Consider the following 14,278-nt stretch of genomic DNA (forward strand, 5'->3'; position numbering starts at 1 on the left):
GACGAGAAAGGCGAGAACCATGTCAGACGTCCTCCGCAGCGAATCCGTCCGCATCCACCCCGGCAGCGCCACCCGCGAGGAGGCGATGAAGGAAGCCGCCGACCTGCTCCAGGCCACCGGCGCCGTCACCGCCGAGTACTTCGCCGCCATGCAGCAGCGCGAAGAGACCGTGTCGACGTACATGGGCAACGAGCTCGCGATCCCTCACGGCACCAACGAGACCAAGCAGGCCATCCTCACGTCCGGTCTGTCGGTCGTGCGCTACGACGGCGGCGTCGACTGGGGCGGAGAGCCCGTGACCTTTGTCATCGGCATCGCCGGCAAGGGCGACGAGCACCTCGAGATCCTGTCGCAGATCGCCATCCTCTTCTCCGAGGAGGACGACGTCGCGCGCCTGAAGGCCGCCTCCTCCCCCGAGGAGCTGTTCCGGGCCCTCTCGGCCTCCGTCAACGCATGAAGGCGGTCCACTTCGGCGCGGGCAACATCGGCCGCGGCTTCGTCGGCCTCCTGCTTCACGAGGGCGGCTACGACCTCGTCTTCTCCGACGTCTCGGCGGCCCTGGTCGAGGCGATCAACTCGGCGAGCTCCTACACCGTCCACGAGGTGGGCGACGGCGGCGTCGACAAGGAGGTGACCGGCTTCCGCGCGATCGACAGCTCGGTGGATGCCGAGGCCCTCGTCGACGAGATCGCGACCGCCGACGTGGTGACCACCGCCGTCGGACCCACGATCTTGAAGTTCGTCGCCCCGCACATCGTGGCGGGGCTGGCCCTTCGCGACCCTTCCCTCGCCCCGCTGCAGATCATGGCGTGCGAGAACGCCATCGGCGCGACCGACCAGCTGCGCGAGCACGTCATCGCGATCGCCGGCGACTCCTGGGATGCGCTCGCCGCGCGCTCGGTGTTCGCGAACACCGCCGTCGATCGGATCGTCCCCGCGCAGGCCCAGGGCGGCGTCGACGTCACGGTCGAACCGTTCTACGAGTGGGCGATCGAACGCGCACCGTTCGGCGACACCCCGCCGCACATCCCGGGCGCGCACTTCGTCGACGACCTCGAGCCGTACATCGAGCGCAAGCTCTTCACGGTCAACACCGGGCACGCCACCACGGCGTACTTCGGGGCGCAGGCCGGGATCGACCGCATCTCCGATGCGCTGGCTGACCCCGGGATCGCCGCGAAGGTCGAGGCCGCACTCGAGGAGACGAGCGCCCTGCTGGTGCAGAAGCACGAGCTCGACGCCGACGTGCAGGGCGAGTACCGCGCGACGATCCTGCGCCGCTTCCGCAACGATGCCCTCCCCGACACCGTCTGGCGCGTGGGCCGGCAGCCGCTGCGCAAGCTCTCGCGGCACGAGCGCTTCGTCGGCCCCGCGGCCGAGGCCGTCGAGCGGGGTCTTCCCGTCGACGCCCTGGTGGCCGCAATGGCCGCGGCCCTGGAGTTCTCGGATGCCGAGGACGCCCAGGCCGTCGACCTGCAGCGGATGCTGCGCGAGCTCGACGCCGAGGCGTTCACCACCGAGGTCACCGGCCTCGACGCCGAGCACCCCCTGTTCGCGCGGATCGTCGAGATCGTCTCGGTACGCAAGGCCGCTGTCGCGGCCTGACCCCGGGGTTACCCTCGTGGGGTGACCGACACGACCCCGTCCGACGCCGGCGGAGCGCCTCGAGCGCCCCGCCGGCGTCGTCGTCTGCTGCGCTGGATCCTCGGCGGCCTGGGGGCCCTCGTGGTCCTGCTCGTCGGCGGCATCCTGATCTACAGCCAGATGGGGGTCATGGGCGCCGAGGCCGAGCCGCTCGCGGAGGCCCGCGCGAACCCCGGGCTCACGATCGCCGATGACGGGGCGGGAATCGTCCTCAGCCCCACCGCCGGTGCGACCGGTCAGGGCCTCGTGTTCATCCCGGGCGCCAAGGTCGAGGCCGAGGGGTACATCGCGACGTTCGCCGACACCGTCGTCGACGACGGGATCACGGTCGTCATCACCCGTCCGTGGCTGAACCTCGCGTTCTTCGACCCGCGTCCCCTCTCGACCTTCACGGATCTCGCCCCCGACGTCTCCACCTGGGCGGTCGGCGGGCACTCCCTCGGCGGCGTGCGCGCCTGTCAGCTGGCTTCCGACGCCGACGCCCTCGTGCTCTTCGCCTCGTACTGCGCGAACGATCTGTCGCAGTCCGGGCTCCCGGTCCTCAGCCTCAGCGGCTCGGAGGACGGCCTGTCGACCCCGCAGAAGATCTCGGATGCCAAGGCCGAGCTGCCCGCGACCACGACCTTCGTCGAGATCCCCGGCGCCTCACACGCCTCATTCGGCTCGTATGGTCCGCAGCCCGGTGATGGGACACCGACGGCGGACTCGGAAGACGTCGAGCGGATCATCGCGGATCAGCTGGCCGGTTTCCTCCCGCGCGGCTGACCCGCCTCGGCGCCGCGGGAACCCAGTAGTGAAACCAGTAGTCGAGGTGTGGAAGGGGCACTCAGCGCCTCCATAGCATTTCGATAACAGGTTCCTCGCGAGTCGAGAGCAGACGAGAGCCCCACCCCCTATCGTTCCCGAGCGTCGGCGACCCCCATCCCCGGCCCTCGTCGACCCCACGCGGCGTCCGCCTGCGCCGCGCGAGAGGCCCATGTTCTCTTCGCGTCGTTTCGTCGCGCGCCCGCGTAGCCGTCGGGCATCGCAAGTAGGCCGTGCCCCGCTGTGGCAGTGGACGTCACGCGTCGCCGCCGTGGCCGCGTCCGTGGCGCTCGTGACCGCTCTGACGGCCACGCCGACCGGCGCGGCCGCCGGGGCGACGGCGACGCCGACGCCTACCCCGACGCAGACAACCTCCCCGACGCCGACGCCGACGGCCGACGCCACCCCGGCGCCGTCCCCCACGGCCGCCCCCGTGACGACGGCGACCGCTGCCCCCGCTCAGAGCCCGACGCCCACCACGACGGCCTCCGCGAGCCCGACTCCGGCGCCGACCACGACGCAGGCGCCGGCGGCCCCGGCCGCCCGTGTGTCGGCGACGAGTGTGGGGATTCTGGCGGCGGGGCAGCCGGAGGCGCCGGCGGAGGTGTGGAGCGAGAATTTCGACGGCCTCCCGGCCAACAGCGCCTCCTCCCTCATCGACTACCCGAACCGTCGGTACACCACGGTGGGCTGGAGCAGCGGAACCAACTGCACGGGTGTACTTCTGAACTTCTCCGCGCCGTATCCGAACGCGAACTTCTGCCCCAGCCAGTCGCTGCTGAACATCCCGGTCTCCTCCGGGTCCGCCCGCGAGGTGCGACGACTCGCCGATGCCCTCGGCCAGGTTGCGGCCGGCTCCGTGGGCGGTTCCGCAGCGAACACCCCGGCCAACGCCTCCACGACGACGACCCGCGCGAACGCCGCCCTCGTCAACCTGCCCTACACCGGCACCGGCACGGGCAACACCACGGTCCTGCTGACCGCCAACGGCACCGGTATCGCCGCCGCGGCGTCCCGTTACTACACGATGCGGATGGACGTCGCCGCGGCGCCGTGCGGCAATAACCCGCCGTCTCTGTCCCTCGCGCTCGTGTCCGGCGGCACGCCTCTCCTGAACGCGTTCTCCTCGCCCGTTCTCCCCTGCAGCACGACCGGCGCGGTCTTCTACACCTCCAACGATCAAGCGCGACTGAACGCGCTCGATCCCGCCATCAGCACCTCGGTCCGCGCCGCGCGTTACACCGGCAACACGGCCGCGATCCTCACCCCGGCGCAGATTTCGGGCGCCCAGGTGCGTCTGCAGAACACCGTGACAGCTACGGGCAGCGGCTTCGGCGTCGACAACCTGCGCATCCTCGACGTGACCCCCAGCCTCGATTGGTCGTTCGGTCCGTCCACCGTGGCCGTCGGCACGCCGACGACGCTCACGTACACGATCACGAACACCAGCGACCTGATCGCGAAGAACGACTGGTCCTTCACCAACACCCTGCCCGCCGGCCTCGCCGTCGCACCCACCCCGTCCGTGGGCGGGACGTGCACCAACTCCGCGGGCACGGCCTTCGCCGTCACCGCGGTCGCCGGAGCGAGCAGCATCGCGGCCGTGGGCGGCGACCTCGCCGCCGGTGCGACCTCGTGCACGATCACGGTGAACGTCGTGGCATCCACCGACGGCACCTTCACGAACGGTGCCGGGAACGTCGCGACGGTGCTGAACGCCCCCGAGGCCACGACGCTGACGGTCGTGCCGGCGACCCGCCTCACCGTGCGCAAGAACCTCCCCGCCCGCCTGACCTCGACCGACCAGTTCACCCTGTCGGTGCGCAGCGGTACCACCGTCCTCGGTTCGGCCACGACCACCGGCACGGCGACCGGGGTGCAGTCGGCGCAGGTCTCACGACTCATCGTCGACGCCGGGGGCACGTACACGATCAGCGAGGCGCCGACGTCCGGCCCGGGCCTGGGCTACGGGAGCTCCTACGAATGCTCGCGCGACGGCACGGTCATCGCGGTGGGATCATCCCGCTCCGGGTCGCTGACCATGCCGAGCGACCCCGGCGCCGAGGTGGTGTGCACCTTCACCAACACCGTGCAGCAGGTGCGCCTCGCCTGCGACAACAGCCTGTTCTACGGCATCACGGCCGCCGGCGCCCTCATCCAGGGCGACAGCGTCTCGGGCGGTCAGGCGACCGTGGGCAGCTGGGCGAACGCGAGCGGCGCCAACGCCCTCGGCATCGGCGCCGGAGGAACCTCGGCGTACGCGGTGAACAGGTCGACGGATGCCACGACCGTGCTGTCGATGCTGAAGTGGACGAGCGCGGGCGGGTTCGAGACCCTCGCCAACACGGCCTACACGCCGGTGGGCCCGAACGGCGCGACCGTGGCCGGGAGCATCGTCGCGGGTGCCATCGACCTGGCCTCGGGACGGTACGTCTTCGGCAAGTTCGACAGTGGCGTGTTCTACCTGTGGAGCTTCACCGAGTCCGCGCCGACCGCCTCGCGATTCGCGTACCTCGGCTCCTTCAGCGCCGGCACCGGCCCCAACGGCAACGGCGACATGGCGTTCGACTCGCGCGGCAATCTGTACGTGCTGGGCGCGGCGGCCAACAACAGCGTCGCGATCTTCTCGGTCACCGCCGCGAGCCTGGCCGCGGCCAACGGCGGCACGCTGCCGGTGAGCACGTCGAACACCCGCATCCTGAACCCCGGGCTCGGGAACGTGAACGGCCTCGCCTTCTCTCCGCGCGGAACCGCCTACCTCTCCAACGCCACCACGACCTACGAGTACGACCCGACGACCTGGACCCGCATCTCCGGCTCGGCGGGCGTCGACTTCGCCTCCACCGACCTCGCGACCTGCAACTCGCCCGCGACCGTGTCGCTGCTGAAGAACGTCGTCGGTCGTGCCGCGGCGGCCGACCAGTTCCAGATCACGCTGTCGGACTCCGCCGGCGCCGCGATCGGTTCCGCGACCACCTCGGGCACCGCGACCGGGCGGCAGGCCGCCCAGGTCGGCCCCTTCCCCGTGCAGGTCGGGACGACCCTCAACGTGTCCGAGGCGATGGCGAGCGGATCGACGTCGGTGATCGGGGCCTACACGGTTCGCTTGGAATGCTGGTCCGACGGCATCCGGGTCGCGAACGCGAGCATCCCGAACGGCACCTTCACGATGCCCGACCGCCTCGGCGCGAACGTCGTGTGCACCTTCTTCAACTCGCCCAGCCCCGTGGCGACCGTGACGGTCACCAAGCTCGTGTTCGATCCCGCGACGAATCAGTCCGCCCCCGCGGCCGGCTGGAGCCTCGGCACCGCGGCGACCGCAACGACCGGTACCGCGACGGCGCTGCCCAGCGAGGCGCCGCGACAGAACTCCGACGCCTCGGGCAACGCGGTATGGACCGTCCTGTTCGGCTCGGCCGCATCGCGGGCGACGCTGACCATCTCGGAAGTGCAGCAGTCGCGCTTCACGTTCGTCAGCGGGACGTGCACCGTGAACGGCGCGACCGTGAATCCGACCTTCACGACCACGGGCGGGGTCGTCAGCGGCTCGCTGACGGGCATCAAGGCCTCCGACACCGTCGCCTGCACGCTGACGAATCAGGCGGTCACCTCGCTGACGCTGGTGAAGTCGGTGTCATTCGGCTCGGCTGCGGCGACCGACTGGACCCTCACCGCGACCGCCCCGAGCGGATCGCTCGCCGGTCCGACCGGCCGCACGGGCACCGCCGCCGTGACCAACGTCGCCGTCTCCCCGGGGCGCGCCTACCGCCTGTCCGAGACCGGCACGAACGCCGCCTACCTGCAGGTCGGCGCCTGGCGCTGCGTCGACACCACCGGAGCCGAGGTCGCCGTCACCGCCACGAGCGACGTGACGCTGCGCACCGGCGCCGCGGTGACCTGCACCGTCACCAACGCCACCGCCACGATGACGCTGCTGAAAGACGTCGTCTCGCCCACGCCCGGCTTCCAGCCGTCGACCTGGACCGTGACGGCCACGCCCGCGGCCCTCACCGGTGCGACCCTGCCCACCCAGAGCCGGGTCGGGGCCGCCTACGCGGCCGGGCAGAACGCCGCGAGCACCTTCGAGGTGCGCCCCGGCCACGGCTACACGCTCTCGGAGGCGCCCACGGTGTCGGGCACGCGCCTGAGCTACCAGACCCTCCGTCTCGAGCGGCTCGACGGCACCACGTGGACCACCGTGAACAGCCGCACCGTCACCGCTCCCGCCGCCGGCCAGAACGTCGTCTACCGCTTCGTCAACGCCTCGGTCGTCGGGCCCACCCTGCCCCTCACCGGCGGGATCGGCAGCGACTCGTTCCTCCTCGCCGGAGGCCTCCTGCTCGCCCTCGCCGTCGCGGGCGCCGTGATCCACCGCAGACGCAAGGGAGGGCGCCTGACGACATGATCCCTCCCGTCGCGCGAAGCCGCCGACCGCACCAATTCCTCATCCGAAGCACTCACCACCTTTCAAGGAGAAAATCCATGTCCATCCGAAAGAGAGCAGGCGCCGTTCTGAGCGTCCTCGCGATCGGGGCCCTCGCCGCCGTCGGTGCCGCCGCACCGGCATCGGCTGTGACGCTCCCGGGCAACATCGACTCGACCGTCAACCGCACGCTGACGATCCACAAGCACGCGCTCGGCCCGTCGACGCCGCTGAACCCGTTCAGCACGGGCCAGCAGCTCGCGAACCCGCCGGCGGACCCGCTGGCCGGTGCGCAGTTCACCGCGACGCTCGTCACGGGCATCGACCTCACGACCTCGGCCGGCTGGTCCCAGGCCGCGTCGCTGACGCCCGCGCAGGCCGCGCAGCGCCCCAACACGGTGAGCTTCGTCTCGACCGTGTCGAACACCGCGGGTGTGTCGACCTTCCCGGTCGACGCCGCGCAGTACCCCACCGGCATGCCCATCGGCGTCTACCTCGTCACCGAGACGCAGCTGCCGCCGACGGCGACCAACCCGGCCGCCCCGTTCCTGGTCACCCTGCCGACGCCGACCGGCGCCGCAGGCAGCCCCTCGAACCAGTGGATCTACGACGTTCACGTCTACCCCAAGAACGCCGTCACCCAGCTCACGAAGACCCGCGTGCCGGCTCCCGCCGGCTCGATCGAGCAGCGCAACCCCGACCTCGTCCGCTGGGCGATCGCCTCGTCGATCCCGACGCTCGCCGCGGGTGACGCGCTCGACGTCTTCACCCTCACCGACAACCTGCCGGCCGAGCTGACCTACCTCGACGCGACGACGACCCCCGCGGGCGTCACCCCGTCGAACGTCGTCGTGACCAACGCCGCCGGAACCGCCCAGACCTTCACGGCGGGCACCGACTACACGATCGCGAACACCGGCGGTGCGCTCACGCTGAACTTCACCTCCCAGGGCCTGAACCGCCTGACCGCCCTCCAGGGCGGCACGGTCACCTTCAACGTGCTGACCCGCGCCACGGCGATCCCCGCCAGTGGCGTCATCGTCAACACCGCGACGGCGAACGTCAACGGCGCGACCGAGACGGTCACCGGCAGCACCCCGATCGGCCAGCTCACGGTGTCGGCGTACACCACCTCGAACGGCATCCGCGTGCCGCTCGCCGGCGCGGTCTACCAGGTGTTCCTCAACGAGCAGGATGCCAACAACGGGGCCAACCCGATCGTCATCAACGGCGAGACCAACTGGACGACCGGCGCCAACGGCAACGTGGTCATCCCGATCATCACGCCGGGCAACTACTACGTCCGTGAGATCACCCCGCCGAGCGGCTACCAGCTGCCCAACCCGCCGCAGGCGCTCACGACCGTGACGCCCGGCCCGACGTCCACGGCCAACCCCGTGCGCAACTACGTCGAGTTCGCCCACAACCAGGTACCCGCATTCGCCCTGCCCATCACGGGTGGCGACGGCGGCCTCTGGTTCGGCATCGGCGGCGCCGCGCTGCTGACCGCCATGGTCGGCTCGGCTCTCGTGGTCGCGCGTCGGCGCGCCCGCGGCGCTCAGGCCGCGGTCTGAGGGACGATCGCTCAGTGAAGAAGGGGACGATGCCGCGGCGCACCGCCGCGGTGTCGTCCCCCTCCCCGGAGGGGAGGTCCGGTGAACGGACCTCCCCTCCGTCGTTGCGCCGCGACCTCCGCCGCCCCCCGTGGCGTCTGTCCGTCGTGTCGCTGCTGCTCGCGACCGGCGCGCTCGTGGGCGTCGCGCTGCTGATGTACCCGACGGTCGCGGCCTGGTTCGCGCAGTACGCCCAGTCGCAGACGATCGACGGCTACTCCGACCAGATCCGCGACCTCGGCGCGGAGACGCTCGCCGAGACGCTCGACGCGGCACGCGACTACAACTCGCGGCTCGTCGACGGCGGGGCCGAGATCGCCGCGAACGAGCGACTCCCCCTCGCCAACGCCCCCGATCAATCCAGCGAGTACGCCGAGCAGCTCCGCGCCGACGGAGCAGGTCTCATGGCGCGGCTGAAGATCCCCGCGATCGCGGTCGACCTGCCGATCTACCACGGCACGAGCGAACAGGTCCTCTACGAGGGCGTGGGCCATCTGGAGGGCACCGCCCTGCCCGTCGGCGGCGAGACCACGCACTCCGTGCTCACGGCGCACCGCGGACTCGCCACCGCCGAGCTCTTCACCCACCTCGACCGGGTGAGCATCGACGACGAGTTCACCATCGAGGTGTTCGGTGAGGTCCTCGCCTACCGCGTCGTCGACACGCGCGTCGTCGAACCGCAGGACACCGAGTCGCTCGTCCCCGTCGTCGGGCGCGACCTCGTCACCCTCGTCACGTGCACGCCGCTGGGCGTGAACAGCCACCGCATCCTCGTCACCGGCGAGCGCATCGTCCCGACCCCCCAGGCCGACCTCGACGGGGCGGGGGCCCGTCCCGAGATCCCGACGTTCCCGTGGTGGATCTTCGTCCTGGCCGCCGCCGTACTGGCCGCGGGCCTGTACGTGTGGTGGGCCGGCCGGCCGCCGCGCCGGCGGCCATCCCCGCGCGCGGCGGCCCCCGCCGCCTCGGGCGCGGGCACGGCTTCCGCGGCCGCGTCTTCCCCCGCCGCGGCTTCCTCCGGCGCCGCTCTCCCTGCTGCTTCCCCCGCAGCGGCTCCCTCGGGTGCCCCCTCCGCAGGTGCTGCCTCCTCGGGTGCGGCCTCGGCCATCCCGCCAAACTCCTGAAGCGCCGCGCCGCCCGCACCGCCGCGGCGCCGCGCAAGGGCCACCGCCGCCCGTCGAACTCCTGAAGACCGGCGCGGCCCCGGTCCCCGCAACCTTGGCAACGCCCGCCGAACTCCTGAACGAGCCGGGTTTAGTATGCGCCGGCATCCCACCCCGCCCCGCCGAACTCCAGAGTCCCGGGCCTTCGATCGCCGGGGAACGGCCGCCGCGCACCCATGCCCCCTGGAACACAGGAGTTGCGCGAGTTTCCGACAACCTCCCGGCGCCTCGACCTCTGACCAGGCTCAGGAGTTCGGAGACGCCGCACGCGACGACGCGCTGCGCAGAATCAGGAGTTACACCGCCAAGCCACCGCCCGTCTGCTCGGGCCCGCCGGAGAGACTCCGGAGCAACGCGCGAAGCGACCCCTCCTCCCCACGACCGCGCCCGCCGTCTTCATCCCCAGGACGACGGGATGCCATGCGGCCGCTGCCCCGCGATCGGTCACGGTGGGCGGATGCACCCGTTCCCGCCGTCGCCCCGCTCGCCCGCTCCCCTCGTCAGGACCACCGCCGAGCTGCGCGCCGCCGGTCACTCGCCGTGGACGATCGCCCGGGCCGTTCGAGAGGGAGAGCTGGTGCGCGTACGCCGGGGCCGTTACGTCGAGCCCGGCCACACGGCCGACCTTCTCGACGCCGCGCGCATCGGCGGACGTCTGGACTGCGTCAGCCTCCTCGCGGCGCTCGGGGTGTTCGTCCTGGAAAGGCCGCTGCCGCACGTGCAGCTCGATCCGTCGGCGAGTAGGCGTCCGCGACTCTCCCCGGGCGCACGACGCCACTGGCGCTCCACTGACGCCGGCGCTGACGAGCTCGTCGTCGGGATCGTCGAGGCTCTCGCTCAGGCCGTTCGCTGCCAGTCGCCCCGGGCGAGCGTCGCGACCCTCGATAGCGCGTGGCACCTCGGTCTCGTCGACGAAGCCGGGATCGATGAGGTCATGGCACGACTACCGCGCCGGTACGCAGTTCTTCGTCGCCTCCTGGATCCGCGCAGCGAAGCGGGTACGGAGAGTCTCGTCCGACTCCTTCTGCGCGCTCTCGGCTGCGACGTGGACCTGCAGGTCACGATCCCCGGGGTGGGTCGTGTCGACCTCCTCGTGGACGGATGGCTCATCGTCGAGTGCGACAGCAAGCAATTCCACGGCGGGTGGGCAGAGCACAAGAACGACCGACGCCGCGATCTCGCCGCTCTCGGGCTCGGCTTCACGACCGTCCGCTTGCTCGCCGAGGACGTCTTCTTCTCACCCGAACGGGTTCAGGCGGACCTCCGGGCTGCAATCGCCCGGGGCCGTCGCTCGTCGAACTCCTGACGTCTCGGTCGCCCTCACGCACCATAGGCGGACCGGTTTGGTCGCTGCCTCCCCCGCGGTTCCGCGGGCTGACGCTCCGGTCCGCTCGCCGAACTCCTGAGAATCCGTCCTCGGGCGCCTGTCGCCGTCCGCGCGCCGACCGGCGGAACCTCTCTGCGCTCGCGCCGACACCCCTCGCCGAACTCCTGAGAACCGGGCCCCAGCGCGCCCCGCCCGCCCCTCAGCGCCACGCGAAGCGCGAAACCCCGGAGAACAGCGACCGCGCGCCGCGTCCCCGCGTCGCCGCGCCCCCGTGCCCCACCCCGGCGACACCAGCCACCGCGGCCGAAGCACCGCGTAAAACTCAGGAGTACGACGACTCCCCCGGGCCGCCGGATCGCCGGAGCGCGGCACCACCCACGCCGCACACACCCCAGCCCCGAACCAGCCACGCCCGGCCCCGCAGAAACGCCGAAGGGGCGCCCACCCGCAACGGTGCGCGCCCCCGGACCGACGACTCAGCGTCCGAAACCCTCCGAGATGATCTCGATGAGCTCCTCGCGCTCCTCCACCGGCAGGAACGCACCGGCGGCGGCGTTGAGCTGGAACGCCTCGAGGTCGTCGAGGTCGTAGTCGAAGGCCTGCGCCAGCAGCCCGAGCTCGCGGGTCAGCGTGGTCGCGCTCATCAGGCGGTTGTCGACGTTCACGGTGACCGAGAAGTCCAGCTGGTACAGCAGGTCGAAGGGGTGGGCGTCCATCGTGTCACCCCACGCCGTGACGGCGCCCGACTGCAGGTTCGACGTCGGCGACAGCTCGAGCGTGATCTCGCGGTCGCGAACCCAGCGGGCCAGGTCGCCGAAGGTGACCTGCACCTCCTCGCCCTCGCGCGAGACGACGTCGAGGTCGTTGGCGATGCGCACGCCGTGGCCGAGGCGCAGCGCCCGGCCGTCGATCAGCGCGGAGCGGATGGATGCCAGGCCGGCACCCTCGCCCGCGTGCACCGTCGTGGGGAAGAACTGCTCGGCCAGGTAGTCGAACGCCGCGCGATGGCCCGACGGGAGGAACCCGTCCTCGGGCCCCGCCAGGTCGAACCCGACGACGCCGCGTCCGCGCCAGGCGACCGCCAGCTCGGCGATGTCGCGCGCGTTGTCGTTGTGCCGGAGAGCCGTGAGCAGCTGACCGACGCGGATGTCCTGTCCGCGGGCGTCCGCGGCATCCTCTCCCTCTTCGATGCCCTCCTGCACGGCGTCGACGACCTCGTCGAGGGTGAGACCGCGGGTGAGGTGCTGCTCGGGAGCCCACCGCACCTCGCCGTACACGACGCCGTCGGCGGCGAGGTCCTCGACGAACTCCTTCGCCGTGCGCACGAGCCCCTCGCGCGTCTGCATCACGCCGACCGTGACGGAGAACTTCTCGAGGTAGTCCTCGAGCGAGCCGCCGTCGATGTGGTCGGAGAACCATGCCTCGAGGCCCTTCGCATCCTGCGCGGGCAGGTCGAGGCCGATCTCATCGGCGAGCTCGAGCACCGTCCGGGGGCGCAGCCCGCCGTCGAGGTGGTCGTGCAGCGAGACCTTGGGCAGGTCGGCGATCCTGGTGCGACCGATGCGGAAGTCGTCGGATGCCACGGTGTCCTTCTTTCCGGATGCCATCAGGCGGTGATCCGCTCGCGCACGATCGGAGTGGCGACGGGGGCGGTGTCGCCGACCTCGAGCGCTCCCTCGACGGCCCCGAGCGCGCGCTCGAAGCGCGACGCGTCGTCGGCCGAGAGCGTGTAGAGCGGCTGACCCGCCGCGACCGACTGGCCGACGGTGACGTGCAGGTCGATGCCCGCGGCGTGCACGACGGCGTCCTCGGCGCGGGCGCGACCGGCGCCCAGGCGCCACGCGCCGATGCCGAAGGGCAGAGCCTCGACGCGGGAGACGACGCCCGAACGCTCGGCCACGACCGTGTGCGTCTCGCGGGGCGTCGGGAGCGCGGCATCCGGATCGCCGTCCTGGGCGCGGATCATGCGGTTCCAGACGTCCATCGCGCGGCCGTCTTGCAGCGCCGCCTCGACGTCGGCGTCGGGCTTGCCCGCCAGCGTCAGCATCTCGCGGGCGAGGGCGACGGTCAGCTCGACGACGTCGGCGGGGCCGCCGCCGGCGAGCACCTCGACCGACTCGCGCACCTCGTTGGCGTTGCCGATGGCGAGGCCCAGCGGGGTGTTCATGTCGGTGAGCAGCGCCGTGGTGTTCACGCCCGAGTCGGTGCCGAGCGCGACCATCGTCTCGGCGAGCTCGCGCGCGCGGTCGATGTCCTGCATGAAGGCGCCGGAGCCGAACTTCACGTCGAGCACGAGCGAGTCGGTGCCCTCGGCGATCTTCTTCGACATGATGCTCGAGGCGATCAGCGGGATCGCCTCGACCGTGCCGGTGACGTCGCGCAGGGCGTAGAGCTTCTTGTCGGCGGGGGCGAGGCCCGTCCCCGCGGCGCAGATGACCGCGCCCACGTCGCGCAGCTGCGCCATGATCTCGTCGTTCGACAGCGCCGCGCGCCAGCCCGGGATCGACTCGAGCTTGTCGAGCGTTCCGCCGGTGTGACCGAGCCCGCGGCCCGAGAGCTGCGGCACGGCGACGCCGAACGCGGCCACGAGCGGCGCGAGCGGCAGCGTGATCTTGTCGCCGACGCCGCCGGTGGAGTGCTTGTCGACGGTGACTTTGCCGAGGGAGGAGAAGTCCATGCGCTCGCCCGAGGCGATCATCGCGTCGGTGAGCACCCGGATCTGGTCGCGGCCGAGACCGTTCAGCAGCACCGCCATGGTGAACGCCGACATCTGCGCGTCCATGACGTAGCCGCGCGTGTACGCGTCGACCAGCCAGCGGATCTCGCCCTCGGTGATCGCGCGCCCGTCGCGCTGCGCGCGGATGATGTCGACGGCGTCGTACTGCTCGGCGCTCATCGGGCCGCCTCCTCGAGGTCGCGCGGACCGAACGCGTCGGGCAGCACCTCGTCGATCGTCCGGATGCCGCTGACGGTCTCGAGCAGCATGCCCGGGATCGCGTGCTCGAACAGCAGCTGACGGCAGCGTCCGCACGGCATGAGGGTGCGTCCCTCACCGTCGACGCAGACGAAGGCCACGAGCTGGCCGCCCCCGCTCATGTGCAGGTCGGACACGAGCCCGCACTCGGCGCACAGCGTCACCCCGTAGGAGGCGTTCTCGACGTTGCACCCCGAGACGATGCGTCCGTCGGCGACGAGGGCGGCGGCGCCCACCTTGAAGCGGGAGTAGGGCGCGTACGCGCGGTGCATGGCATCCGTGGCGGCCGAACGGAGTTCGTCCCAATCGATGTCGGTCATCGTGGAGTGG

Annotated in this window: 10 protein-coding genes; 7 read left to right on the forward strand and 3 right to left on the reverse strand. The window is 71.6% G+C overall.

What is annotated here, in order from left to right; all coding sequences use genetic code 11:
* The first annotated feature begins 19 nt into the window (after window positions 1–19).
* The 7 genes from Q9R20_RS02275 to Q9R20_RS02305 all read left to right on the forward strand — a co-directional run bounded on the left by Q9R20_RS02275 (window position 20) and on the right by Q9R20_RS02305 (window position 10,953).
* Window positions 20–457: a PTS sugar transporter subunit IIA gene (locus Q9R20_RS02275; RefSeq protein WP_311247813.1), complete on the forward strand. Its 438-nt coding sequence runs from the start codon at window positions 20–22 to the stop codon at window positions 455–457.
* Window positions 454–1,605, forward strand: a complete 1,152-nt coding sequence (locus Q9R20_RS02280; RefSeq protein WP_311247814.1) for a mannitol-1-phosphate 5-dehydrogenase — start codon at window positions 454–456, stop codon at window positions 1,603–1,605. Before Q9R20_RS02275 ends, Q9R20_RS02280 begins: the two co-directional genes overlap by 4 nt.
* 21 nt (window positions 1,606–1,626) lie before the next feature.
* A complete protein-coding gene (locus Q9R20_RS02285) occupies window positions 1,627–2,409 on the forward strand; it encodes an alpha/beta hydrolase (protein WP_311247815.1) in 783 nt (260 codons plus the stop codon).
* Window positions 2,410–2,719: 310 nt separating this feature from the next.
* Window positions 2,720–6,853, forward strand: coding sequence for an LPXTG cell wall anchor domain-containing protein (locus tag Q9R20_RS02290; protein WP_311247816.1), 4,134 nt, complete (start codon window positions 2,720–2,722; stop codon window positions 6,851–6,853).
* 77 nt (window positions 6,854–6,930) lie between these two features.
* On the forward strand, window positions 6,931–8,445 hold the full coding sequence (locus tag Q9R20_RS02295) for a SpaH/EbpB family LPXTG-anchored major pilin (protein WP_311247817.1): 1,515 nt from the start codon (window positions 6,931–6,933) through the stop codon (window positions 8,443–8,445).
* Between the two features lie 104 nt (window positions 8,446–8,549).
* Entirely contained in the window at window positions 8,550–9,608 is a 1,059-nt protein-coding gene (locus Q9R20_RS02300; protein ID WP_311247818.1) for a class C sortase, read from the forward strand.
* 496 nt (window positions 9,609–10,104) lie between these two features.
* Window positions 10,105–10,953: a type IV toxin-antitoxin system AbiEi family antitoxin domain-containing protein gene (locus Q9R20_RS02305; RefSeq protein WP_311247819.1), complete on the forward strand. Its 849-nt coding sequence runs from the start codon at window positions 10,105–10,107 to the stop codon at window positions 10,951–10,953.
* A 497-nt stretch (window positions 10,954–11,450) separates the two neighbouring features.
* Here Q9R20_RS02305 and Q9R20_RS02310 read toward each other — a convergent pair whose 3' ends face one another.
* From Q9R20_RS02310 to Q9R20_RS02320, 3 genes are read right to left on the reverse strand one after another with little or no spacing between them, the layout of a single operon-like run.
* Window positions 11,451–12,581, reverse strand: a complete 1,131-nt coding sequence (locus Q9R20_RS02310; protein ID WP_311247820.1) for an adenosine deaminase — start codon at window positions 12,579–12,581, stop codon at window positions 11,451–11,453.
* Window positions 12,581–13,870 (reverse strand): thymidine phosphorylase, encoded by a 1,290-nt coding sequence (locus Q9R20_RS02315; RefSeq protein ID WP_311247821.1) that lies wholly within the window; start codon window positions 13,868–13,870, stop codon window positions 12,581–12,583. The genes Q9R20_RS02310 and Q9R20_RS02315 overlap by 1 nt, the downstream gene beginning before the upstream one ends.
* A complete protein-coding gene (locus Q9R20_RS02320) occupies window positions 13,867–14,268 on the reverse strand; it encodes a cytidine deaminase (RefSeq protein WP_013583709.1) in 402 nt (133 codons plus the stop codon). The genes Q9R20_RS02315 and Q9R20_RS02320 overlap by 4 nt, the downstream gene beginning before the upstream one ends.
* Window positions 14,269–14,278: the final 10 nt, after the last annotated feature.

This window comes from Microbacterium sp. PRF11 (assembly GCF_031844085.1).
Classification (GTDB): Bacteria; Actinomycetota; Actinomycetes; order Actinomycetales; family Microbacteriaceae; genus Microbacterium.

Coding starts and splice junctions, on each gene's coding strand:
- Q9R20_RS02275 (WP_311247813.1), top strand. CDS start 20: ATGTCAGACGTCCTCCGCAGCGAATCCGTCCGCATCCACCCCGGCAGC.
- Q9R20_RS02280 (WP_311247814.1), top strand. CDS start 454: ATGAAGGCGGTCCACTTCGGCGCGGGCAACATCGGCCGCGGCTTCGTC.
- Q9R20_RS02295 (WP_311247817.1), top strand. CDS start 6,931: ATGTCCATCCGAAAGAGAGCAGGCGCCGTTCTGAGCGTCCTCGCGATC.
- Q9R20_RS02305 (WP_311247819.1), top strand. CDS start 10,105: ATGCACCCGTTCCCGCCGTCGCCCCGCTCGCCCGCTCCCCTCGTCAGG.
- Q9R20_RS02310 (WP_311247820.1), bottom strand. CDS start 12,581: ATGGCATCCGGAAAGAAGGACACCGTGGCATCCGACGACTTCCGCATC.
- Q9R20_RS02315 (WP_311247821.1), bottom strand. CDS start 13,870: ATGAGCGCCGAGCAGTACGACGCCGTCGACATCATCCGCGCGCAGCGC.
- Q9R20_RS02320 (WP_013583709.1), bottom strand. CDS start 14,268: ATGACCGACATCGATTGGGACGAACTCCGTTCGGCCGCCACGGATGCC.